This window comes from Streptomyces sp. NPDC048734 (genome assembly GCF_043198675.1).
GTDB lineage: Bacteria > Actinomycetota > Actinomycetes > Streptomycetales > Streptomycetaceae > Streptomyces.
The window spans coordinates 1-24,145 of sequence record NZ_JBICUZ010000030.1 but is presented as its reverse complement, the minus strand read 5'-3'; the positions used below and the strand labels follow the sequence as shown (position 1 = coordinate 24,145).

Genomic DNA, 24,145 nt, shown 5'->3' with positions numbered 1-24,145 from the left:
ACCCCCCTCAAATACCAGCAGCCTCTTTTTGTTGTGGGGGTGGTGGGGTGTTTAATCCGGTTAAAACCCCCCCCCGGGGGGGGGGGGGGGGGGGGGGGCCCCCCCCCCCCCGTCCAGTCTCACCCCCCCCCCGCGGACCGCGGCGCCCGCCCAGCCGCGAGCGCCGGTCCCCCTCGCACCACCACCACAGCAACGCCGCACCAGGGAGCTGTTTTCCATGAGCGCCGAGACCCCTGTCGCCCCCGGCCAGTTCGACCTCCGGAGGCAGCAGTTCCGCGCCTGGCGGGGCACGCGGCCGTTCTGGGCCGGCCTGTTCATTCTGATCAGCGGGTTCCCCATCGCCTACTTCCCGTACGCGCACCTCCAGATCGGTCACCTGACGCTGGCGATGGCGACCACCGCCGGCGCCGGCTCGCTGATCATCGGTGTGCTGCTGGTGGTGCTGGGCGTGAGCCTGTGGTTCCAGAAGCACGTACGGGTCTTCGCGGGTGTCGCGGCGATCCTGCTGGGGCTGGTCTCCATCCCGGTGTCCAACCTCGGCGGCTTCCTCATCGGTTTCCTCTTCGCCCTGATCGGCGGAGCGATGGCCGTCTCCTGGGCGCCGGGCGCACCGCCGGCCGAGCAGGCGCAGGGGAACGGTCCGGGCACGGGCACGACGCCCGCGGCCGCCTTCCCGCAGGACACGGGAGTCGCCCCGGCGGGACCCGTCGAGAACCCGTACAGCACGGGTCCGGCCCTCACCAAGGACGCCGGCCGCACGGACGAGCCGAACGAACTGTCAGGAACGAGCCCGGCGAACGGGGCGAACGGGAGGCACAGTGCCGGCTGACGAGGTGACCACCGGGAGCGGTGTGGACGCTGCCCGCGTGAGAACCGGGCCGCGCCACGCGGCACCCAAGAAGCCGCTGTTCACCAGGTTCCACATGCCGGCCGGCAAGGCGATAGCCCTGGCGGCCATGCCGACCGCGGTCCTCATGGGCATGGGGTTCACACCGACCCTCGCCAACGCCGAGGACCAGCCGGCGTCCAAGAGCCTCACCATCGACGAGTACAAGGACTGCGTCGCGGCCCTGGAGGACGCGCAGAGCCCCTCCGCGTCGCCCTCGCCGTCCGCCTCGCAGAGCGCGGACGAGTCCGCGGACGACGCGAAGGACGGCTCCAAGGACGACACGGAGGACGGCTCCAAGGGCGAGGAGACGGGCGGCACTTCGGGCTCCTCCGGCGGCACGGGCGGTTCGGGCGAGTCCACTTCGCCGGATTCAGGTTCCGGCGACGTGACCGGGCCCGCCCCGGCGGCCTCGGCCGAGGCTTCCGAGCCGCAGAAGTCCGAGGCCTCCGCCGACACCCCGACGGCCGCTCCCTCGCCGTCCGGGACCGACAAGAACCTGCTGGAGACGATCGGCGACACGATCACCGACCTGTTCGACGGCAAGGACGCCACCGGGACGGCCACCGCGAGCCCGACCCCGTCGGCCTCCGCGTCCGCGTCCACGGGCACCGGTGACACGGGCACGGGCTCCGGCTCCGACAGCGGATCGGCGGACTCCGGGCCGGCGGACACCGGGTCGGCCGGCTCCGGCAAGGACACCACCGACGCCGCCGGCGACGCCGTGAAGGACACCGCCGACAAGGCGGGCGACACGGTGGCCGACACCGGGAAGAAGGCGGAGGAGAAGGTCGAGGACGCCACGGAGGCGGCCGACGCCACCGCCTCGCCGAGCCCGTCCGAGAGCGCCACGACCGACGTGGACGACTGCCCGGTCTCCACCGAGGACGAGAGCGGCATCGACAACAAGACGCTGCTGCCGGACGACCCGTGGTACCTCAACGCCAGTTCGCTGCTCCTCAAGGGTGCCGACTACCAGGGCATCGTCGAGGTGAAGACGGCCAACGGGACCAAGAAGAAGGTCCTGAAGTACGTCATCTCCGAGGGGACCGACATCGGCGACCTACACCAGACGGTCAACGACAAGCAGGCGGGCGTGACTTATCACGTCCAGGCCGGCCCGGGCACGACGTCGACCATCCGCAACGGCGACACGATCATGTACACCGAGAGCATCTCGGGGAACCTGTTCGGTCTGATCCCGGTGACGTTCGACCCGGAGAACCCGCCTCCGCTGAACATCCCGCTGATCTACTTCACCAAGGTCAAGGTCGTCCAGGCCGGCCAGTTCGGCGGCGACCTCCACATACCGGGGATGCACCTCTACAACACCGAGTAGCCGTCCCCCGCAGTCCCTTCCGGGAGCCGCACAACGCCTGAGGGCGCCCCCTGACGGCAGTTTCCAGGGGGCGCCCTCAGCGCCGTCCGTACGGCGGCCGGCCGCGCGGGCCGAGCCGGGTCAGTCGCGGGAGCCCTGGCCCAGGTGGTGGACGCGGACCATGTTGGTGGTGCCGGGGACGCCGGGGGGCGAGCCGGCGGTGATGACCACGATCTCCCCCGGGTTGAAGCGGTTGAGCTTGAGGATCTCCTGGTCCACCAGCTCGACCATCTCGTCGGTGCTGTTCACGAACGGCACGATGTGCGACTCGACGCCCCAGCTGAGCGCCAGCTGGTTGCGGGTGCCCTCGTCGGTGGTGAAGGCGATGATCGGCTGGGTCGCGCGGTAGCGCGACAGACGGCGGGCGGTGTCGCCGGACTGGGTGAACGCCACCAGGCCCCGGCCGCCGAGGAAGTCGGCGATCTCGCACGCGGCACGCGCGATCGAACCGCCCTGCGTGCGCGGCTTCTTGCCCGGCACGAGCGGCTGGAGGCCCTTGGAGAGCAGCTCCGTCTCGGCCGCGGCGACGATCTTCGACATCGTCTTCACGGTCTCGATCGGGTACGCGCCCACGCTCGACTCGGCGGACAGCATGACCGCGTCCGCGCCGTCCAGGATCGCGTTGGCCACGTCGGAGGCCTCGGCGCGGGTCGGACGGGAGTTGGTGATCATCGACTCCATCATCTGGGTCGCCACGATCACCGGCTTGGCGTTGCGGCGGCACAGCTCGATGAGCCGCTTCTGCACCATGGGGACCTTCTCGAGCGGGTACTCGACGGCCAGGTCGCCACGGGCGACCATCACGCCGTCGAACGCCATCACGACGTCCTCCATGTTGTCCACCGCCTGGGGCTTCTCCACCTTGGCGATGACGGGGACGCGGCGGCCCTCCTCGTCCATGACGCGGTGCACGTCCTGGACGTCCTTGGCGTCGCGGACGAAGGACAGCGCGACCAGGTCGGCGCCCATGCGCAGCGCGAACCGCAGGTCCTCGATGTCCTTCTCGCTCAGCGCGGGCACGTTGACGGCCGTGCCGGGGAGGTTGATGCCCTTGTGGTCGGAGATGACACCGCCCTCGATGACGATCGTCCGCACCCGCGGGCCCTCGATGTCGAGGACCTTCAGCTCGACGTTGCCGTCGTTGATGAGGATCTGGTCGCCGCGCGAGACGTCGCCGGGCAGCCCCTTGTACGTGGTGCCGCAGATCGTCTTGTCGCCGGGCACGTCGTCGGTGGTGATGGTGAACTCGTCACCGCGCACCAGCTCGACCGGCCCCTCGGCGAAGGTCTCGAGGCGGATCTTCGGGCCCTGGAGGTCGGCGAGGACACCGATGGACCGGCCGGTCTCCTTGGCGGCGGCCCGGACCCGGTCGTACCGGCCCTGGTGCTCGGCGTGCGAGCCGTGGCTGAAGTTGAAGCGGGCCACGTTCATGCCGGCCTCGATCAACGACACGAGCATGTCGTGGGAGTCGACCGCGGGGCCGAGAGTACAGACGATTTTCGAACGGCGCATGGGGCGATCCTATCGGTTTGTTTCGCTGCGGAATATTCCGTCTGGCGGAAGATACAAATGGGCGGGAACGCGCTCAGTTGCTTTCCTGCTCAGTTGCCACGCGGCGGAGCCGCATATCGATTCCGCTCGACCAGCGCGTAGGTCTGCGTGGCGATCTCCAGTTCCTCGTCCGTGGGCACCACGGCGACCTTCACCCGCGCGCCCGCGGGCGAGACCAGCCGCGACCGGTCACTCCGTACGGCGTTCAGCCCGTCGTCCACGGCCAGGCCCAGGGTCTCCAGGCCGGCGACCGCCGCCGCGCGCACCCGCGCCGCGTTCTCGCCGACCCCGGCGGTGAACGCCACCGCGTCCACCCGGCCCAGCACGGCGTAATAGGCGCCGATGTACTTCTTCAGGCGGTGAATGTAGATGTCGAAGGCGAGCTTCGCCTGTTCGTCGCCCTCGTCGATCCGCCGCCCGATCTCCCGCATGTCGTTGTCGCCGCACAGGCCGATCAGGCCGCTCTTCTTGTTGAGGAGAGCGTCGATTTCGTCGATGGACATTCCGCCGACACGTGCCAAATGGAAGATGACGGCCGGATCGGCGTCTCCGGAGCGGGTGCCCATGACGAGGCCTTCGAGCGGGGTGAGGCCCATCGAGGTCTCGACGCACCTCCCGCCCCGCACGGCGGACGCGGACGCGCCGTTGCCGAGGTGCAGCACGATGACGTTCACCTCCTCCGGTGCCCTGCCCAGCAGCTCCGCGGTGGCGCGGGAGACGTACGCGTGCGAGGTGCCGTGGAAGCCGTAGCGGCGGATGCGGTGTTCGTCGGCGGTCCGCACGTCGATCGCGTAGCGCGCCGCCGACTCCGGCATCGTGGTGTGGAAGGCGGTGTCGAAGACGGCGACCTGCGGCAGGTCCGGGCGCAGCGCCCGCGCCGTGCGGATCCCGGTCAGGTTGGCCGGGTTGTGCAGCGGCGCCACCGGGATCAGCCGCTCGATCTCCGCGAGCACCCTGTCGTCGATCACGGTCGGCTCGGTGAAGCGCTTGCCGCCGTGCACCACCCGGTGCCCGATCGCCGCCAACTCCGGTGAATCCAGGCCCAGTCCGTCCTTGGCCAGTTCCTCGGCGACGGCCTTGAGAGCCGCGTCGTGGTCGGCGACGGGTCCGCTCCACTCGCGGGACACGCCCGTCGCGAGCGGCGTGTGCCGCAGCCGAGAGGTCTGCTCACCGATGCGTTCGACGAGCCCCTGCGCCAGCCGGCTGCGATCGCTCATGTCGAGCAACTGGTACTTCACCGAGGAGGAACCGGAGTTCAGGACGAGGACGCGCGTGCCGCTCACTGCTGGGAGACCTTCTGCTCGGAGGACTGGGCCTGGATCGCCGTGATGGCGACGGTGTTCACGATGTCCTGGACGAGGGCGCCGCGGGACAGGTCGTTGACCGGCTTGCGCAACCCCTGGAGCACCGGGCCGACCGCGATCGCGCCGGCCGACCGCTGCACGGCCTTGTAGGTGTTGTTGCCGGTGTTGAGGTCGGGGAAGATCAGCACGCTGGCCTGGCCCGCCACCTCGGAGCCCGGCAGCTTGGTCGCCGCGACCGTCGGCTCCACGGCCGCGTCGTACTGGATCGGCCCCTCGATCTTCAGGTCGGGACGCCGCCGCCGCACCAGCTCCGTCGCCTCGCGCACCTTGTCGACGTCGGCGCCCGAGCCGGAGGTGCCCGTGGAGTACGACAGCATGGCGATCCGCGGCTCCACGCCGAACTGCGCGGCGGTCGCGGCCGCCTGGACGGCGATGTCGGCGAGCTGCCCGGCGTCCGGGTCGGGGTTGACCGCGCAGTCGCCGTAGACGAGGACCTTGTCGGCGAGGCACATGAAGAACACGGACGAGACGATGTCGGCGTCCGGCTTGGTCTTGATGATCTCGAAGGCGGGCCGGATCGTCGCGGCCGTGGAGTGCACGGAGCCCGACACCATGCCGTCGGCGAGACCCTCCTGGACCATCAGCGTGCCGAAGTAGTTCACGTCGGAGACGACGTCGTACGCCAGCTCCACCGTGACGCCCTTGTGGGCGCGCAGGCCCGCGTACTTCTCGGCGAAGGAGTCGCGCAGTTCGCTGGTGGCCGGGTCGATCAACTGGCAGTCGCCCAGGTCGATGCCGAGGTCGGCGGCCTTCTTGCGGATCTGGTCGACCGGGCCGAGGAGGGTCAGGTCGCACACCCCGCGGCGCAGCAGGACCTCGGCCGCGTGCAGCACCCGCTCCTCGGTGCCCTCCGGCAGGACGACCCGGCGGCGGTCGGAACGGGCCTGCTCCAGCAGCTTGTGCTCGAACATCATCGGCGTGACGCGGTCGTTGCTCGGCGCGGAGACGCGGTTCAGCAGGCCGGCGGTGTCGACGTGCCGCTCGAAGAGGCCGAGAGCGGTCTCCGCCTTGCGCGGGGTGGCCGCGTTGAGCTTGCCCTCCAGGGAGAAGAGCTGCTCGGCCGTGGGGAAGCTGTTGCCGGCCACCGACAGCACGGGCGTGCCGGGCGCCAGGCGGGCGGCGAGCGTGAGGACCTCCTCGCTCGGCACCTCGCCCAGGGTGAGCAGCACGCCCGCTATCGGCGGGGTGCCGGCGCTGTGCGCGGCGAGCGAGCCGACGACCAGGTCGGCCCGGTCGCCGGGGGTGACGACCAGGCAACCGGGCGTCAGCGCGTGCAGGAAGTTCGGCAGCATGGCGCCGCCGAAGACGAAGCCGAGGGCGTCGCGGGCCAGACCCGAGTCGTCCCCGAGCAGCACCTTCGCGTCCAGGGCGGCACTGACCTGGGCGACCGTGGGCGCCGACAGGGCGGGCTCGTCGGGCAGCACGTAACAGGGCACCGGCAGCCGGGAGGCGAGCTTCGCGGCGATCTCCTCGCGGTCCTCGCGGGCGACCCGGTTGGCGATCATGGCGAGGACGTCGCAGCCCAGACCGACATAGGCGCGGTAGGCGTTGCGGGTCTCGGCGCGCACCGCCTGCGCGCTCTGCCCGCGGCCGCCGACGACGGGGATCACGGAGGCGCCGAACTCGTTCGCCAGGCGCGCGTTCAGGGACAGCTCGTCCGGGAACTGCGTGTCGGCGTAGTCGGTGCCGAGGACCAGGACGACGTCGTAGTCCCGGGCGACGTGGTGGAAGCGGTCCACGAGCGTGGACACCAGCTCGTCGACGCCCCGCTCGGCCTGGAGGGCGGACGCCTCGTGGTAGTCCATGCCGTACACGGTCCCCGGGTCCTGTGCCAGCCGGTAGCGGGCCCGCAGCAGGTCGAACAGGCGGTCCGGCCCGTCGTGGACCAGGGGGCGGAAGACGCCCACCCGGTCGACCTGACGGGTCAGGAGCTCCATGACCCCCAGTTCCACGACCTGGCGGCCGTCGCCGCGGTCGATCCCGGTCACGTACACGCTGCGCGTCACGCGTGCTCTCCGTTCCTTCTGTGGGGCCGTTCGACAGTCGGGCACCCGGCTTCCGCCCGGCTCATAAAAATCGCCCACCAAGGTGAGCCGAACCCTCTTGACAGTACCCCTGCCCGCGGTTAAGGCGCCCGTCAGGAGACAGTCTCCCCGGGGACGTGGAACAATCGGCACTGGCTCACCGGTACCCACAGCGAGCAGGAGACAGAGCAGGATGCGCATCGGAGTCCTCACCGCAGGCGGCGACTGCCCCGGCCTGAACGCAGTGATCCGATCGGTCGTGCACCGCGCGGTCGACAACTACGGCGACGAGGTCATCGGCTTCGAGGACGGATACGCGGGTCTCCTCGACGGCCACTACCGCCCCCTCGACCTGAACGCCGTCAGCGGCATCCTCGCCCGCGGCGGCACGATACTCGGCTCCTCACGGCTGGAGCGCGACCGCCTGCGCGACGCCTGTGACAACGCCTCGGACATGATCCACCGGTTCGGCATCGACGCGCTGATCCCGATCGGTGGCGAGGGCACGCTGACGGCGGCCCGCATGCTGTCCGACGCGGGTCTGCCGGTCGTCGGCGTCCCGAAGACCATCGACAACGACATCTCCTCCACGGACCGCACCTTCGGCTTCGACACGGCCGTCGGCGTCGCCACGGAGGCCATGGACCGCCTCAAGACGACGGCGGAGTCCCACCAGCGGGTGATGGTCGTCGAGGTCATGGGCCGGCACGCGGGCTGGATCGCCCTGGAGTCCGGCATGGCGGCCGGCGCCCACGGCATCTGCCTGCCCGAGCGCCCCTTCGACCCGGCCGACCTCGTGAAGATGGTGGAGGAGCGGTTCGCGCGCGGCAAGAAGTTCGCCGTGATCTGCGTGGCCGAGGGCGCCCACCCCGCCGAGGGCACGATGGACTACAGCAAGGGCGCGATCGACCAGTTCGGCCACGAGCGCTTCCAGGGCATCGGCACGGCGCTGGCGTACGAACTGGAGCGGCGGCTCGGCAAGGAGGCCCGCCCGGTCATCCTCGGCCACGTCCAGCGCGGCGGTGTGCCGACGGCGTACGACCGGGTCCTCGCCACCCGTTTCGGCTGGCACGCGGTGGAGGCCGCGCACCGGGGCGAGTTCGGCATGATGACCGCGCTGCGCGGCACCGCCGTGCGGATGGTGCCGCTCGCGGACGCGGTGACCGAGCTGAAGACGGTGCCGAAGAACCGGATGGAAGAGGCGGAGTCGGTCTTCTAGCCGACTGTCCCACGGGTCCGGGGCGGTCCGGCCGGCCGTCCCACAGGTCCCGGGGCCACCGGTCGCCGGGCCCGCCCACGGGTGCCGACCGCGCCGCGCGGGAGTCCGGTGGCTTCGGCCTCGCGGCCGCCGACGGGGACCGGGCCGGGTGCGGTGAGGCCGGACGGTCCGGTGAGCGGGGCGGACCGGCGGCCGGTGGCGCGCCACCGGCCGGTCTCCTCCGCCCGCGGGCGGACCCGGACGTCGTGACCGACGGCGCGGGCCGCGTCCGCGCGGTCGTGCCGGGAAACGCGCGGTCGTGCCGGGAAACGGGTGGCCGTCCGTCCGGGAAGCGGGTGGCCGTCCGTCCGGGAAGCGGGTGGACCCGCGCCCTGCGCCCGCGGGCGTCTCAGCGGCCGGCCGGCACCCACCGGTACACCAGCTCGGGCCTGCCCACCTGCCCGTACAGCGGCTTGCGCTCCGCCCTCCCCGCCTCCACCAGGTGTTCCAGGTAGCGGCGGGCGGTGATGCGGGAGATCCCCACCGCCTCGGCCACGCCCGCGGCGGTCAGTCCCTGCGCCGCCTCCCGCACGGCCCCCGTCACCCGTTCCAGGGTCGGGCCGCTCAGCCCCTTGGGCAGCGCGGCGGGGCCCGGGGCGCGCAGGGTGGCCAGGGCGCGGTCGACCTCGTCCTGGCCGCTCGCCTCGCCGGCCGCCCCACGGAACTCCGCGTACCGCACGAGGCGGTCCCGCAGGGTGGCGAAGGTGAACGGTTTCAGCACGTACTGGACGACGCCCAGCGACACGCCCTCCCGCACCACCGTCAGGTCGCGTGCCGAGGTGACCGCTATCACGTCCGCGTGATACCCCGCCGCCCGCAGCGAGCGGGCCAGCTGGAGCCCGTGCCCGTCCGGCAGGTGCAGGTCGAGCAGCAGCAGGTCCACCGGCGTGCGGTCCAGCAGCCTCCGCGCCTCCGCGCCGGTGTGGGCCTTGCCCACCGCCGTGAACCCCGGCACCCGGCCGACGTACAGGACGTGCGCGTCGGCCGCCACGGGGTCGTCCTCGACCACCAGGACCCGGATCGGCCCGTCGCCCGACCCGCCCGGAACACCTGTCATTCCCCGCCTCCCGACACCGGCACGGCCGCGACCGCCGTGCGCAGGGGCAGCCGTACCACGAACTCCGCTCCGCCGCCCTCGGCCTCCGCCACCGACAGTGTCCCGTCGTGGCGGTGCACGGCCTGCCGGACGAGGGCCAGGCCGAGGCCGCGGCCGCCGGGACCGGACGGCTTCGTGGAGAAGCCCCGCTCGAAGACCTGCTCGGCGAGTGCCGGATCCACCCCGGCGCCGGTGTCCGCCACCCGCAGCACCAGTTCGCCGCCGCCCTCCGCCCGGTGCCCGGTGCACGCGGTCACCGTGACCCGCGCCCGCGTGCTGCCCTGCGCCGCGTCCACGGCGTTGTCGATGAGGTTGCCGAGGATGGTGACCAGGTCCCGGGCGGGCAGCGACTCGGGAAGCAGCCCGTCGTCGAGCCCGCTGCCCCGCGACACCACCAGTTCCACGCCCCGCTCGTTCGCCTGCGCCGTCTTGCCCAGCAGCAGCGCCGCCAGCACCGGCTCGCTCACCGCGGCCACCACCTGGTCGGTCAGTGCCTGGGCCAGCTCCAGTTCGGCGGTCGCGAAGTCCACGGCCTCCTCGGCACGGCCCAGTTCGATGAGCGAGACGACGGTGTGCAGGCGGTTCGCCGCCTCGTGGGCCTGCGAGCGCAGGGCCTGAGTGAAGCCGCGTTCCGAGTCCAACTCGCCCATCAGGGACTGTAGTTCGGTGACGTCGCGGAGGGTGACCACGGTGCCCCGGTGCTCTCCGCCGGACACCGGCGAGGTGTTCACCGCCACCACCCGGTCCGCCGTCAGGTGCACCTCGTCCACGCGCGGTTCGGAGGACAGCAGGGCGCCCGTCAGCGGGGCGGGCAGACCGAGGTCGGCGACGGACCGGCCCACCACCTCCTCCGAGACACCCAGCAGTGCACGGCCGCCGTCGTTGATCAGCGCCACCCGGTACTGGCCGTCCAGCATCAGCAGCCCTTCGCGCACCGCGTGCAGTGCGGCCTGGTGGTAGTCGTGCATCCGGCTCAGCTCGGCCGCGTTCATGCCGTGCGTGTGGCGGCGCAGCCGGGCGTTGACGACGTAGGTGCCGACCGCGCCCAGCGCGAGCGCGCCCGTCGCGACACCGAACAGCGCCGTCACCTGGCCCTGCACCCGCTTGGTGATCGCCTCGACCTTGATGCCCGCGCTGACCAGGCCGACGATCCGGCCGTCGTCCCCCTCGACGGGGGCGACCGCGCGGACGGACGGGCCGAGAGTGCCGGTGTAGGTCTCGGTGAAGGTCTCGCCCTTCAGGGCCCGCGCGGTGTTGCCCCGGAAGTGCAGGCCGATCTGCCTCTCGTCCGGGTGGGTCCAGCGGATCCCCGCCGGATTCATGATCGTGACGAAGTCGACCTCGGTGTCGTGCATGATCCGCAGCGCGTACGGCTGGAGCCGCGCGGTCGGGTCCGCGGTGCCGATCGCCTCCCGCACCGAGGGGGAGTCGGCGACCGAGCGGGCCACCGCCGAGGCCTGCCGGCTCGCGGCCTCCTCGGCCTGGCTGCGGTCGCTGAGGTAGGTGAACAGCGCGTAGCCCGCGACGACCACCGCTATCAGGACGGCCTGCATGGCGAACAGCTGGCCGGCCAGGCTGCGGGGTCGCGGGACGGGGATGCGCATGCCGTCAGTGTGCCTCCCGCGTCGAGCGTGAACTAAATGAACGGAAGGGTGACCGCCCTCACAGCGCGGGGGGATAGTCACGGCATCCCCCGAACCCCCGGACGTGAGCCGCACGCCGGTGATGCCGACGAAGACGTCAAGGAGGGCAGCCGTGGCCGCCAGCACCCCCGATACGGCATCCGCCGTACCCGCCGCCAAGCGGGACCGCACGCATTACCTGTACATCGCGGTGATCGTCGCGGTCGCCCTCGGCATCGCCGTGGGCCTGATCGCTCCCGACTTCGCGGTCGAACTGAAGCCCATCGGCACCGGCTTCGTGAACCTGATCAAGATGATGATCTCGCCGATCATCTTCTGCACGATCGTGCTCGGCATCGGATCGGTCCGCAAGGCCGCCAAGGTCGGCGCCGTCGGCGGCATCGCCCTGGCCTACTTCACGGTCATGTCCCTGGTCGCCCTCGCCATCGGCCTCGTCGTCGGCAACATCCTGGAGCCGGGCACCGGCCTCGCGCTCACCGACGCGGTCAAGGAGACCGGTCAGGCGCAGGTGTCGGCGGAGGCCAAGGACACCACCGAGTTCCTGCTGGGCGTCATCCCGACCACGATCGTCTCCGCCTTCACCGGCGGCGAGGTGCTCCAGACGCTGCTCGTCGCGCTGCTCGCGGGCTTCGCCCTCCAGGCCATGGGCCCGGCCGGACAGCCGGTCCTGCGCGGTGTCGAGCACATCCAGCGGCTGGTCTTCCGCATCCTCGCGATGGTGATGTGGGCCGCCCCGATCGGTGCCTTCGGCGCCATCGCCGCGGTCACCGGCTCGGCCGGCGTCGACGCCCTCAAGAGCCTCGCCGTCCTGATGCTCGGCTTCTACGTCACCTGCTTCCTGTTCGTCTTCATCGTGCTCGGCGCGCTGCTGCGGGTCGTCTCGGGGCTGAACGTCCTCGCCCTGTTCAAGTACCTGGGCCGCGAGTTCCTGCTGATCCTGTCCACCTCCTCCTCCGAGTCCGCGCTGCCGCGCCTCATCGCCAAGATGGAGCACCTGGGCGTCAGCAAGCCCGTCGTCGGCATCACCGTCCCGACCGGCTACTCCTTCAACCTCGACGGCACCATGATCTACATGACCATGGCCTCCCTGTACATCGCCGACGCCATGGGGACGCCGATGTCGGTCGGCGAGCAGATCCCGCTGCTGCTGTTCCTGCTGATCGCCTCCAAGGGCGCGGCCGGTGTCACCGGCGCCGGTCTGGCGACCCTGGCCGGCGGCCTCCAGTCGCACAAGCCGGCCCTGGTGGACGGCATCGGCCTCATCGTCGGCATCGACCGCTTCATGAGCGAGGCCCGCGCCCTGACGAACTTCGCGGGCAACGCCGTCGCCACGGTCCTGATCGGCACCTGGACCAAGGAGATCGACAAGGAGCGCGTGGGCCGGGTGCTCGCGGGCGAGCTGCCCTTCGACGAGAAGACCCTGCTCGACGACGCCCACGGCGGGCAGGACGCCCCGGCGGTGGAGGTGCCCGAGTCGCGCGAGGAGGGCGAGAAGGAACTCGCCAGGGCCTGACGCCGTCGGCGAGACCCCCCGTACACCGGGTGCCCGGCCCCGCCTGAACCCGGGCCGGGCACCCGGTATCCGCCCCACCTGCCGGTGGCCGTTCCATCCGGTGGTGTTCGCCCCGCCTGCCGGTGTCCGCCCTACCCGCCGGTGTCCGCCCCCAAAAAACGCCGGGCGGCCGAGTGCTCCCCCGTAGCTCGGCCGCCCGGTTTCCCGTTTCCGCCCCGCAGGCCCTCGGTGTCTCGCACACCGGGGGCCTGCGGCGTTTCCCGGGCGGTGGCGCGCCCGCCGGCCGGGCTCGCGCGACGGAGCGCGCCCGCCGGCCCGACGCGGTGACGCGTCGGTCAGCCAGACGCGTCCGACGCGCCGGACCCGCTCACCTTCGTCACGAGGGCGGTGGCCAGGGTGGCGGGCACGCCGGCCGCGGTCAGCGAGGTGACGGCGGCCGAGCGGCCCGCCTCACGCGTGCTCAGCAGCCCGTCGTTCACGGCCTCCATCAGCGCGAACACGATCTGCTCGTGCACGTACGCCAGCGCCGGCGCCGGCAGTGGTGAGGCGAACGTCCCCTCGTCCAGGCCGCGCTGGAGCAGCCGGACCGTGTCCTGGCGCACCGGGGTGAGCCGCTCCCGGATGCCCTGCATGGTGACCGTGCGCTGGGCCAGCGCGACCAGCAGGCGGTAGCGGTCGGCGATCCGCCACACGGCCAGCACGGACCGGGCCAGCTCCTCCGCCGGGTCCCCGCCGCCCTCGCCCTCCCCCTCGTGGGCGGCGGCCAGCACCGCCACCGCCTCGTCGACCAGCGTGCTGATCAGCGCCTCACGGCTGGGGAAGTGCCCGTACACCGTGCGCCGTACGACACCGGCGGCGCGGGCGATGTGGTTCATGGACGCGTCCGGGTCGCGCAACAGCTCGGCGAGGGCCACATCGAGGATGCGGCGTCGGTTTGCCTCCGCGCGACTGCTGTTACCCGTGGTCATGGCGGCCATTGTGCCTGCCTTCCGTCGTGGCGCGTTCCGCTCCTTCGATTTGCACACCACTGTGCAGCGGTCATACATTGCACACTGTTGTGCAATTGCCCGGTGTCGGGTGATCGAAGCCCTGCACGTCGCCGCGAACGTCCCGAGGAAGGCGATCTCTGCCCATGCGACTCGTCATGAACGAACCGGTCGAACGGATGGAGGGCCCCTACCGCCGACGCTGGTGGGCGCTCCTCGTCCTCTGCCTGAGCCTGCTGATCATCGTGATGGCGAACACCGCCCTCACGGTCGCCGCGCCCGCCATGACCGATGACCTGGGCCTGACCAGCGCCGACCTCCAGTGGGTCATCGACGGCTACACGGTGCCGTACGCGGCGCTGATGCTGCTGCTCGGTGCGATCGGCGACAAGTACAGCCGGCGCGGAGCGCTCCTGCTCGGGCTCGTGGTGTTCGCCGGCGGCGCGGTCTCCGGCTACCTCGCCGACAGTGCCGGAACCGTGATCGCGGGCCGCGCCGTGATGGGCGTGGGCGCGGCGCTCATCATGCCCGCGACGCTGTCGCTGCTCGCCGCGACCTTCCCGCGCGCCGAACGCGCCAAGGCGATCACCCTGTGGACGGCGACCGCGGGCCTCGCCATCGCGGCCGGCCCGCTCGTCGCCGGCGCCCTGCTGGAGAACCACGGCTGGTCGTCGACGTTCCTCATCAACGTGCCCGTCGCCGTCGCCGCGATCATCGGCGCCCTCGTCCTCGTGCCGCCGTCCAGGGCCGGGCACCACGACCGCATCGACTACGTCGGCGGACTGCTGTCGGTGGTCTGGATCGGCGCGCTCGTCTACATGATCATCGAGGGGCCGCACTTCGGCTGGGGCCCCAAGGCGGTCGGCGCGGCGGCCGCCGCCGTCGTGGCCCTGGTTGCCTTCGTCCTGTGGGAGCTGCGCCACCCGCACCCGGTGCTGGACGTGCGCCGCTTCTCCGACCGCCGCTTCGCCGGGTCCAACCTCGCCGTGGCCCTGTTCTTCCTGGCCGTCTTCGGCGCCTTCTACTACCTCACCCAGCACCTCCAGTTCGTCCTCGGCCACGACGCCCTCGACACCGGCCTGCGCATGCTGCCCCTGGCCGGCGCGGTCTTCGTCGGCTCGGCCCTGACCGCCTACCTCACCCCGCGCGTCGGCATGAAGTGGACGGTCACCGCGGGCATGGTCGCCGGCACGGCCGCCCTCGCCCTCCTCACCCAGGTCGACGCCACGTCGTCGTACGGCGACTTCGTGGTGCCCCTCGTCGTCCTCGGCGTGGCGATCGGACTCGCGCTGTCGCCCTGCACGGACGCCATCATGGGGGCGTTCCCCGAGTCCGAACTGGGCGTCGGCGGCGCGGTGAACGACACCTCGCTGGAGCTGGGCGGCTCCCTCGGCATCGCGATCCTCGGCTCGCTGCTGGGCACGTCGTACTCCGACCACCTCGGGGACGCGGCGTCCGGCAGCGGCCTCCCGGCCGGCGCCCTCGCCACCGCCCAGGACTCGGTCGGCGCCGGGTACGCCGTCGCGCAGGGCGTCGCCGACCGGGCGCACCAGCTCGGTGCGCAGGCGGCACGGTCGAGCGACCCGCAGCAGGCCGCGCAGCTCAAGGCGCAGGCCGCCGAACTCGCCGAGGCCGCCCGCCGGACGGCCGACTCGGTCGGCTCCTCCTTCGCGGACGCGGTGGCCCACACCAGCCTGGTCGGCGCGGTTGTCCTCGGCGTCGGCACCGTCCTGGTGGCGGTGCTGCTCCCGGGCAAGGGGAAGGGCAAGTCACCGACGACTGAATCGGAGCGGGCGGAGCAGGCGGAGAAGGCGGAGAAGGCGAAGGACAGGGAGCGGGTGTTCAGCCGGGTGCGCTGAACCTCACGGGGTGCCGCCGACGTGCCGGGGCGCGTCGGCGGCACCCGCCGTCGGCCGGGCCCGCGCCCTGCTCGTGCCCGCGCCCTGCTCGTGCCCGCGCCCTGCTCGTGCCCGCGCCCTGCTCGTGCCCGCGCCCTGCTCGTGCCCGCGCCCTGTTCACGCCCACGGGTCGGTTCCACGCCCACGGGTCGGTGATCTCCCGCAGGACGGTCAGCGCCTCCCGCAGCCGCAGCCGCAGCCGGCGCTTGCCGGCGGCCCGATCGGTGCGCTGCTGCTCCTGCTGACGGGCCGGGCCGGCGCGGCGGAGGCCCGTCTGACGCGGGCGGTGTGAGGGGGTGCCGGCGGAGTCGGGGCGGCGTTCCGCCGGTTCCCCTTGCCTTGACGTCGGGGTCAAGCCGTACGTTCGTGGGCATGCGAATCGGCGAGCTGGCCGCACGGGCCGGAACCACGACGCGGGCGCTGCGGTACTACGAGTCGCGGGGACTGCTGCCCGCGCGGCGCGACGAGCTGGGTCACCGGGCCTACGACGAGCGTGACCTGCGGGCGTTGCGGCAGATCAGGACGTTGCGGGACTTCGGGTTCGAGCTGGAGGAGACCCGGCCCTTCGTGGAGTGTCTGCGGGCCGGACACCCGGAGGGCGACTCGTGTCCCGCCTCGCTCGCGGTGTACCGGCGCAAGCTGGACGAGCTGGACGCGCTCATCGGGGAGCTGACGGCGGTCCGCCAGAAGGTCGCCGGACAGCTCACGCGGGCCGAGCGGGCACGTGACGAGCTGGCCGCCGAAGCGCTGGTTCCGGGGGGTCCGGAGCCCGTGTGCGAACTGGAAGGGCGGCAGCCGTGACCAAGGTGGCCGGAGTGGACGAGGTGACCGACGCGGACTTCGGGTCGGAGGTGCTCGCGGCGGACCGGCCGGTGCTGGTGGAGTTCACCGCCGACTGGTGCCCGCCGTGCCGTCAGATGGCGCCGGTGCTCGGGGCGCTCGCCGCGGAGGAGGGCGAGCGGCTGAAGGTGGTGCAGCTGAACGTGGACCGCAATCCCGGGACGACGAACCACTACAAGGTGCTGTCGATGCCGACCTTCATGGTGTTCCGGGCCGGCGAGCCGGTGAAGGCGTTGGTGGGGGCCCGGCCGAAGCGGCGGCTGCTGGAGGAGCTGTCGGACGTCCTCTGATCCCCGCCCCGCTTTCCGCGGACCTGTACGGACTACGAGAAAACCCCCGGACAATTGCGTCCGGGGGTTTTCTCGGCGTATATTCGATGATTCGCGACTTCAGGAAATCGAATCGCGGAGAAGTTCGATAGGCGCAGTATATTGGGGTGGGAGCGGATTTGTCAAACACCGGCGCAAGCACTCATCACGGCATCGACACGAGCATCGATATGGGCACGGATAAGAGCACCGACGTGGACGCCGAATTCACCGACGGTGAAATGCGCGGCGAACAGGAATTCATCGACGGGCTGTACGCGCGCGTGGACGCACTGCGCGGTGTCACCGAGGCCGCCGTCACCGACGCCCTCGCCCAGGGCGACACCCCCATGCAGGCCCGCCTGGAGCGGGACATCCTCGTCGCCGAACGCTCCGGACTGCTCGCCGCCCTGAACGCCGTGGACGGCTCGCTCTGCTTCGGCCGGATCGACCTGGCCTCCGGCGCCGGCCACCACATCGGCCGGATCGGCCTGCGCCGGGACGACCCCGAGCGCACCCCCGTCCTCGTCGACTGGCGGGCCGACGTCGCCCGCCCCTTCTACCTGGCCACCGGCCACACCCCGATGGGCCTGCGCCGCCGCCGGCACATCACCACCGACGGCCGCCGGGTCACCGCCCTGCACGACGAGTTCCTCGACCTCGGCGACGCCACCCGCACCGGCCACGAGGACCCCGCCGGCGACGCCGTCCTGCTCGCCGCCCTCGACTCCGCCCGTACCGGCCGCATGCACGACATCGTGCAGACCATCCAGGCCGAGCAGGACGAGATCATCCGCGCCCCGCACCGCGGGGTGCTGGTCGTCGAGGGCGGCCCCGGCACCGGCAAGACGGCCGTCGCCCTGCACCGCGCCGCCTACCTCCTCTACGAGCACCGCGAACTGCTCGCCAAGCGGGCCGTGCTGATCGTCGGCCCCAACCCCGCCTTCCTCGGCTACATCGGCGAGGTGCTGCCCGCCCTCGGTGAGACCGGCGTGCTCCTGGCGACGGTCGGCGAGCTGTACCCGGGCGTGCGGGCGACGGCCGGCGACACCCCGGAGGCGGCCGCCGTGAAGGGCCGCGCCGACATGGCCGACGTCCTCGCCGCCGTCGTACGCGACCGGCAGGCGCTGCCCGACCCGGTCATCGCGATCGAGCACGACGGGGAGGTGCTCATGCTCGACGAGGGACTGGTGAGGGTCGCCCGCGAACGCACCCGCGCCACCGGGCTGCCGCACAACGCCGCCCGCGAACACTTCGAGGGCCACATCCTCAACACCCTCACCGAGCTGTACGCCGAACGCGTCGGCACCGACCCCTACGACGGCTCCAGCCTCCTCGACCCCAGCGACCTCACCCAGATCCGCGACGAGCTGGCCGAGAACCCCGAAGTGTGGTCGGCCGTGGACCAGTTGTGGCCGGTGCTCTCCCCGCGGCGGGTGGTCGCCGACTTCCTCGCCGAGCCCGAGGGACACCTCTCCGACGAGGACGCCGCCGTCGTCCGCCGCCCGGTCACCCGGGCCTGGACGGTCGCCGACGTGCCGCTGCTCGACGAGGCCGCCGAACTCCTCGGCGAGGACGACCGGTCGGCCCGGGAGGGCGCCGAGCGCGAGCGGGCACGGCAGGTCGCCTACGCGCAGGGCGTGCTCGACGTCTCCTACGCCTCCCGGACGTACGAGTTCGAGGACAAGGAGGACGGCGACCCCGACGCCAGCGAGGTCCTGTCGGCCCACGACATCATCGACGCCGAACGCTTCGCCGAACGCCACGAGGAGGACGACCACCGCAGCGCGGCCGAGCGGGCGGCGGCCGACCGGACCTGGGCGTTCGGGCACATCATCGTCGACGAGGCGCAGGAGCTGTCGCCGATGGCGTGGCGGCTGCTGATGCGGCGCGTCCCGACCCGTTCCATGACCCTGGTCGGCGATCCGGCGCAGACCGCGGAGGCGGCGGGCGTCGGCTCCTGGGCGGGCATCCTCGAACCGTATGTCGGGGACCGCTGGGAGCACACCCGGCTGGGCGTCAACTACCGCACCCCCGCGGAGATCATGGACGTCGCGGCGGCCGTCGTCCGCGCGGAGCAGCCGGACTTCGTGCCGCCGAGCTCGGTGCGGTCCACCGGCGTACGGCCCTGGGCGCGGGCCGTCGACGACCTGCCCGGCGCGGTCGCCGGGGCGGTGGCGGAGCTGACCCCCGCGGAGGGCCGGCTCGCGGTGATCGCCCCCCGTGACCTGCACCGCCGGCTGGCGGCCCGTCTCGACGGGGTCACCGCGGACGCGGAGCCGGACCTCACCCGCAAGGTCGTCCTGCTGGACCCCCGCCAGTCGAAGGGCCTGGAATTCGACTCGGTCCTGGTGGTGGAACCGTCCCGCTACGGCACGAGCGACCTGTACGTCGCCCTGACCCGGGCCACCCAGCGCCTGGGCGTCCTGCACACGGGGACGCTGCCGGCGCCCTTGGCGGAGGGCCTGGTGGAGTCCCTCGGGTAGGCCCGGATCTCTGGGGACTCGGCCCCGGATCCCCGGGGACTCCGCCCCGGATCCCCGGGGGCCGACCCTGTGGGCGGTACCGACCGGTCCGGCGCCCGGGGGCGGGCAACCGCTACGCCGGGCGCAGCCACACCGTCGACAGCGGGGGCAACGTCAGCCGGACGGAGGCCGGATGGCCGTGCCAGGGCTGGTGTTCCGGCTTCACCGGGTCGGCGTGGAACACGTCACTGCCCCCGTACCGCCCGGCGTCCGTGTTGAGCACCTCGAACCAGGCGGGTACGTCGTCCGGCACCCCCAGCCGGTAGTCCTGACGGACGACGGGCGAGAAGTGCGACACCGCCAGCAGCGGTGTGCCGTCGGCGTCACGGCGCAGGAACGCGAGGACGTTGTCGTCGGCGGCGTCCCCCACCACCCACTGGAAGCCGTCGGCGACGGTGTCGCGCTCCCACAGGGCGGGCGTCGACCGGTACACGGAGTTCAGGTCACCGACCAGCTCCCGCACGCCCCGGTGATCGGCCTCCGCCCCGTAGGCGGGGTCGAGCAGCCACCAGTCGGGCCCGCGCTCCTCGGACCACTCGGCCCCCTGCGCGAACTCCTGCCCCATGAAGAGGAGCTGCTTGCCGGGGTGGGCCCACATGTACGCCAGGTAGGCCCGCAGGTTGGCACGTTGCTGCCACCAGTCCCCCGGCATCTTCGACACCAGCGACTTCTTGCCGTGCACCACCTCGTCGTGCGATATGGGCAGCACGTAGTTCTCGCTGTAGGCGTACACCATCGAGAAGGTCAGCTCGCCGTGGTGGTACTTGCGGTACACGGGCTCGTGGCTCATGTACTGCAGCGAGTCGTGCATCCACCCCATGTTCCACTTCAGCCCGAAGCCGAGTCCGCCGAAACCGCTCGGCCCCCGGTGATGCGTCGCGCGCGTCACGCCGTCCCAGGCCGTGGACTCCTCCGCGATGGTCACGACACCGGGGACACGCCGGTACACGGTGGCGTTCATCTCCTGGAGGAAGGCCACCGCGTCGAGGTTCTCCCGGCCGCCGTGCTCGTTCGGCGTCCACTGGCCCGGCTCGCGCGAGTAGTCGAGGTAGAGCATGGAGGCGACGGCGTCCACCCGCAGCCCGTCGATGTGGAACTCCTCGCACCAGTACACGGCGTTGGCCACGAGGAAGTTGCGCACCTCGCGCCGCCCGTAGTCGAACTCCAGCGTCCCCCAGTCGGGATGAGCGGCCCGCAGCGGGTCCTCGTGCTCGTACAGGGGCCGCCCGTCGAACTCCGCCAGCGCCCATTCGTCGCGCGGGAAGTGCGCCGGCACCCAGTCCATGATGACGCCGATGCCCGCCCGGTGCAGGGCGTCCACGAGGAAGCGGAAGTCGTCGGGCGTGCCGAGCCGGGCCGTGGGCGCGTAGAAGCCGGTGACCTGGTAGCCCCACGAGCCGCCGAAGGGGTGCTCGGCGACCGGCATCAGCTCGACGTGCGTGAAACCCAGCTCCTTGACGTACGCGGGGAGCTGCTCGGCGAGCTGACGGTAGGTCAGCCCCGGCCGCCAGGACGGCAGATGGACCTCGTAGATCGACAAAGGTGCCTCGTGGGCCGGGCGTTCCCCCCGGCTCGCCAGCCACTCCGCGTCGCCCCACTCGTAGTGCGAGGCCTCCACCACCGACGAGGTGGCCGGCGGTATCTCCGTGCGGCGGGCCATCGGGTCGGCGCGCTGGGTGCGGGAACCGTCGGGCCGGGTGATGTCGAACTTGTACAGTTCGCCCTCGCCGATCGCGGGCACGAACAGCTCCCAGACCCCGGAGGAACCGAGCGACCGCATCGGATACCCGATGCCGTCCCAGAAGTTGAAGGTGCCCACGAGCCGCACCGCGCGTGCGTTGGGCGCCCACACGGAGAAGCGGGTGCCGCCCACCCCCTCGTGGATCATCGGGTGCGCGCCGAGCACCGTCCACAGTTCCTCGTGCCGGCCCTCCCCGATCAGGTGCAGGTCCAGGTCGCCGAGCGTGGGCAGGAAGCGGTACGGGTCCTCGGTCTCCTGGACCGTCCCCTCGTACGCGACGACCAGACGGTAGGCCGGGACCTCGCTCAGGGGGAGCAGGCCCGAGAAGAAGCCGTCGCCGTCGTCGTGCAGTTCGGCGCGCAGCCCGCCGGTGACGACGGTGACCGACAGGGCGTGGGGGCGGAAGGCCCGGAAGGCGATCCCGCCGGGCGCCGGGTGCGCGCCGAGCACGGCGTGCGGGTCGTGATGGGTGCCGTGCAGCAGCCGCTCGCGGTCGCCGCCGTCCAGCGCGGGGGAGGGGGCGACCTCCACGGGCCCGGCCTGTGCGGACCCCGCTTCCACGGGCTCGGCCGAGAGCGGGACGGGAGGCCGGGGCACGCGCCCCTTCGCCGGGGCGGGCGCGGAGGCGGGTGCCTTCTTCGCGGCACTCTTCTTCGCGGCACGCTTCGCCGGGGCGGCGGCCTTCGCCGGGGCGGCCTTCTGCGAGGAGGCCTTCTTCGACGCGGTCTTCTTCGAGGCGGCCGCCTCCACCCCTGCTGCCTCCGCCGCAACCGCCTCGGCCACGGTCTTCTTCGTCGCGGTCTTCTTCGCCACGGGCTTCTTCGTGACAGCCTTCGCCGCGACGGCCTTCTTGGCCACGGCTTTCTTGGTGACGGCCTTCTGCGCGACGGCCTTCTGCGCCGGGGTCTCCCCGGCGGCGGCCTTCCCCTCGGCGGCCTCCTGGAGGGCGGCCTTCCGCTCGGAGGCCTTCACGGCGGCAGCCGCTGTCCTCTTGCCCCCCGCTTTCTTGGCCGCCGCTTTCTCGGCCACCGTCTTCTCGGCCACCGTCTTCTCGACCGCGGCCTTCGGGGCCGGGGCCTTCTTCGGGTCCTTCGGGTTCCCGGGATCGGAACCGTGGGGGGACGGGGGGCTGGGAGTCACGGGGAAAGCCTCCTCAGGACGGGTCGGATGCGGCGAGCCGACGTATCGCGGACAGCGGGACGGAGAGCCAGTCGGGACGGTGCCGGGCCTCGTAGACGACCTCGTAGACCGCCTTGTCCGTCTCGTAGGCCCGCAGCAGTACGGGGTCGGTGCGGGGGTCGGTGCCGGACACCTCGGCGTAGCCGGAGCAGTACGCGGCCCGGCACGCCTCGGCCCAGCCGGGCGCCGGGGGGTCGGCGGAGAGGGCGGCGTAGTCGAACGAGCGCAGCATGCCCGCCACGTCCCGGACGGCCGGCTGGGGCATCCGCCGCTCGGCCAGCGGGCGGGCCGGCTCGCCCTCGAAGTCGATCAGCGACCACTGGCCGGAGGGTGCCCGCAGGCACTGCCCGAGGTGCAGGTCGCCGTGGACGCGCTGGGCGGTCCAGGTCCGGCCCTCGGCCGCGAGATCGGCCAGCGCCGAGAACGCGGTGCGCAGGCCGGGGGCGTAGGGGCGCAGGGCGGGCACGGCCTGGGCGGCCGCGTCCAGCCTCTCGGTCATGCCGTCGACCAGCGGCCCGAGCTGGGCGTGGCCGAGGGTGGCGGTGGGCAGCGCCCGGGCCAGCGCGGTGTGCACCTCGGCGGTGGCCCGACCCAGCGCCCGGGCCTCGGCGCCGAAGTCCTCGCCCTTGGCCAGCTCCCGCAGCGCCAGTTCCCAGCCGTCCGTCGCGCCCTGCACGAACGGCTGGAGGACGCCGAGGACGTACGACTCGCCGGCGCCGTCCTCCAGGTCCGCGTGCAACCATGCCGTCGGCGCCGGCACCCGGGAGGATCCCTCGCGGGCCAGGGCCAGCGGCAGCTCCAGGTCGGGGTTGACGCCGGGGACGACCCGGCGCAACAGCTTGAGAATGAACGTATCTCCAAAGACGACCGACGAATTCGACTGCTCGGCGGTCAGCCGGCGTGGCACGAGACCGGCGCGTATCTCCTGCGCGGGGTCCCGTTCGCAGCGCAGGACACCGACCCGCGCCTCGGTGCGCAGCGCCTCCAGGAGGACCTCGGCGGGCCGGGTGTCGTACAGGGCGTCGTAGACGGTCCGGCCGCCGAGCGGTCCGTCCGGCACGTGCCCGATCAGCGCGGGCGCCAGCCGGGGCGGCAGCGCCTCGCGCGCCCCGATCAGGAGCTGGTAGCAGTCGCCGGGCACGGCGCCCTGGTGCGCGCGGACCAGCAGGTGGTAGAGGCCCAGCCTGGACGTGGCGGGCAACAGCTCGGTGCCCGCCACCAGCGAGAACCCCGTGACCGGACTCCCCTTGCCGGCGAACCAGCGCTGCCGTGGCAGCCACTCCCGCAGCAGGGGGGCCAGTGACGCGAGGAGCCCGGGACTGGTCGTGCCGGAGAGTGTGACCGTTTCCGCCATGGCGTCACGTCCTTTCCCCGGGGGGTCGGGGTGTTACTGATGCGTGCCCCGGGCGGGGCGGGAGAAACCGCCCCGCCCGGGGGTACTAGACGGTCTCCCTGCGCAGTCGGAACCAGTAGAAACCGTGTCCCCCGAGGGTGAGCAGATATGGCAGCTCACCCACGGCCGGAAAACGGACCCCGCCGAACAGCTCGACGGGATGGCGCCCGCCGAACCGGCTCAGGTCCAGTTCGGTGGGCTGGGCGAAGCGGGAGAAGTTGTGGACGCACAGGACGAGGTCGTCCTCGTACTCGCGCAGGAAGGCGAGGACGGCCGGGTTGGAGGACGGCAGCTCGGTGAAGGAGCCGAGGCCGAAGGCGTGGTTCTGCTTGCGGATCTCGATCATGCGGCGGGTCCAGTGCAGCAGCGAGGAGGGCGACGCCATCGACGCCTCCACGTTGGTCACCTGGTACCCGTGGACGGGGTCCATGATGGTCGGCAGGAAGAGCCGGCCGGGGTCGCACGACGAGAAGCCCGCGTTGCGGTCGGGTGTCCACTGCATGGGGGTGCGCACGGCGTCGCGGTCGCCGAGCCAGATGTTGTCGCCCATGCCGATCTCGTC

17 protein-coding genes are annotated in these 24,145 nt (G+C 72.2%); 8 read left to right on the top strand and 9 right to left on the bottom strand.

Annotation, left to right across the window (positions count from 1 at the left end; all coding sequences use genetic code 11):
- Positions 1 to 217 precede the first annotated feature (217 nt).
- Together ACGFQC_RS35520 and ACGFQC_RS35515 are read left to right on the top strand one after the other, a co-directional pair.
- Positions 218 to 829, top strand: coding sequence for a DUF6114 domain-containing protein (locus ACGFQC_RS35520; protein WP_363093050.1), 612 nt, complete (start codon positions 218 to 220; stop codon positions 827 to 829).
- A complete protein-coding gene (locus ACGFQC_RS35515; protein ID WP_363093049.1) occupies positions 819 to 2,225 on the top strand; it encodes a hypothetical protein in 1,407 nt (468 codons plus the stop codon). Before ACGFQC_RS35520 ends, ACGFQC_RS35515 begins: the two co-directional genes overlap by 11 nt.
- 120 nt (positions 2,226 to 2,345) lie before the next feature.
- On the opposite strand, the gene pyk is transcribed toward ACGFQC_RS35515, so the two are convergent.
- The 3 genes from pyk to pta all read right to left on the bottom strand — a co-directional run bounded on the left by pyk (position 2,346) and on the right by pta (position 7,185).
- Positions 2,346 to 3,776 (bottom strand): pyruvate kinase, encoded by a 1,431-nt coding sequence (gene pyk / locus ACGFQC_RS35510; RefSeq protein ID WP_363093048.1) that lies wholly within the window; start codon positions 3,774 to 3,776, stop codon positions 2,346 to 2,348.
- Between the two features lie 89 nt (positions 3,777 to 3,865).
- Entirely contained in the window at positions 3,866 to 5,098 is a 1,233-nt protein-coding gene (locus ACGFQC_RS35505; RefSeq protein ID WP_363093047.1) for an acetate kinase, read from the bottom strand.
- Positions 5,095 to 7,185 (bottom strand): phosphate acetyltransferase, encoded by a 2,091-nt coding sequence (pta, locus tag ACGFQC_RS35500; protein WP_363093046.1) that lies wholly within the window; start codon positions 7,183 to 7,185, stop codon positions 5,095 to 5,097. The genes ACGFQC_RS35505 and pta overlap by 4 nt, the downstream gene beginning before the upstream one ends.
- 211 nt (positions 7,186 to 7,396) lie before the next feature.
- Between pta and ACGFQC_RS35495 the strand changes: the two genes are divergently transcribed.
- The gene (locus ACGFQC_RS35495; RefSeq protein WP_363093045.1) at positions 7,397 to 8,422 is read left to right on the top strand and encodes an ATP-dependent 6-phosphofructokinase; all 1,026 of its coding nucleotides are present in this window, start codon (positions 7,397 to 7,399) and stop codon (positions 8,420 to 8,422) included.
- Positions 8,423 to 8,810: 388 nt separating this feature from the next.
- Here the strand turns inward: ACGFQC_RS35495 and ACGFQC_RS35490 are convergent, their stop codons facing one another.
- Together ACGFQC_RS35490 and ACGFQC_RS35485 are read right to left on the bottom strand one after the other, a co-directional pair.
- Entirely contained in the window at positions 8,811 to 9,518 is a 708-nt protein-coding gene (locus ACGFQC_RS35490; protein WP_363093044.1) for a response regulator, read from the bottom strand.
- A complete protein-coding gene (locus ACGFQC_RS35485; RefSeq protein ID WP_363093043.1) occupies positions 9,515 to 11,161 on the bottom strand; it encodes a sensor histidine kinase in 1,647 nt (548 codons plus the stop codon). The genes ACGFQC_RS35490 and ACGFQC_RS35485 overlap by 4 nt, the downstream gene beginning before the upstream one ends.
- A 121-nt stretch (positions 11,162 to 11,282) precedes the next feature.
- On the opposite strand from ACGFQC_RS35485, the gene ACGFQC_RS35480 reads away from it, so the two are divergent.
- Positions 11,283 to 12,713 (top strand): cation:dicarboxylate symporter family transporter, encoded by a 1,431-nt coding sequence (locus ACGFQC_RS35480; protein ID WP_393289097.1) that lies wholly within the window; start codon positions 11,283 to 11,285, stop codon positions 12,711 to 12,713.
- A gap of 335 nt (positions 12,714 to 13,048) precedes the next feature.
- Here the strand turns inward: ACGFQC_RS35480 and ACGFQC_RS35475 are convergent, their stop codons facing one another.
- The gene (locus tag ACGFQC_RS35475) at positions 13,049 to 13,690 is read right to left on the bottom strand and encodes a TetR/AcrR family transcriptional regulator (protein WP_363093041.1); all 642 of its coding nucleotides are present in this window, start codon (positions 13,688 to 13,690) and stop codon (positions 13,049 to 13,051) included.
- Positions 13,691 to 13,845: 155 nt separating this feature from the next.
- Here ACGFQC_RS35475 and ACGFQC_RS35470 point away from each other — a divergent pair, with 155 nt between their 5' ends.
- From ACGFQC_RS35470 to ACGFQC_RS35455, 4 genes are all read left to right on the top strand, one after another.
- Positions 13,846 to 15,558 (top strand): MFS transporter, encoded by a 1,713-nt coding sequence (locus ACGFQC_RS35470; protein ID WP_363093040.1) that lies wholly within the window; start codon positions 13,846 to 13,848, stop codon positions 15,556 to 15,558.
- Positions 15,559 to 15,969: 411 nt separating this feature from the next.
- A complete protein-coding gene (locus ACGFQC_RS35465) occupies positions 15,970 to 16,398 on the top strand; it encodes a MerR family transcriptional regulator (protein WP_363093039.1) in 429 nt (142 codons plus the stop codon).
- Positions 16,395 to 16,727 (top strand): thioredoxin domain-containing protein, encoded by a 333-nt coding sequence (locus ACGFQC_RS35460; protein WP_363093038.1) that lies wholly within the window; start codon positions 16,395 to 16,397, stop codon positions 16,725 to 16,727. The genes ACGFQC_RS35465 and ACGFQC_RS35460 overlap by 4 nt, the downstream gene beginning before the upstream one ends.
- 260 nt (positions 16,728 to 16,987) lie before the next feature.
- On the top strand, positions 16,988 to 19,231 hold the full coding sequence (locus tag ACGFQC_RS35455) for a UvrD-helicase domain-containing protein (protein WP_363093051.1): 2,244 nt from the start codon (positions 16,988 to 16,990) through the stop codon (positions 19,229 to 19,231).
- A gap of 112 nt (positions 19,232 to 19,343) precedes the next feature.
- Here the strand turns inward: ACGFQC_RS35455 and glgB are convergent, their stop codons facing one another.
- The 3 genes from glgB to ACGFQC_RS35440 form a co-directional block, all read right to left on the bottom strand.
- A complete protein-coding gene (gene glgB / locus ACGFQC_RS35450; protein ID WP_363093037.1) occupies positions 19,344 to 22,151 on the bottom strand; it encodes a 1,4-alpha-glucan branching enzyme in 2,808 nt (935 codons plus the stop codon).
- Between the two features lie 13 nt (positions 22,152 to 22,164).
- On the bottom strand, positions 22,165 to 23,544 hold the full coding sequence (locus ACGFQC_RS35445) for a phosphotransferase (protein ID WP_363093036.1): 1,380 nt from the start codon (positions 23,542 to 23,544) through the stop codon (positions 22,165 to 22,167).
- An 85-nt stretch (positions 23,545 to 23,629) separates the two neighbouring features.
- On the bottom strand, positions 23,630 to 24,145 hold a 516-nt coding region (locus tag ACGFQC_RS35440), incomplete at its 5' end, for an alpha-glucosidase C-terminal domain-containing protein (protein ID WP_393289096.1).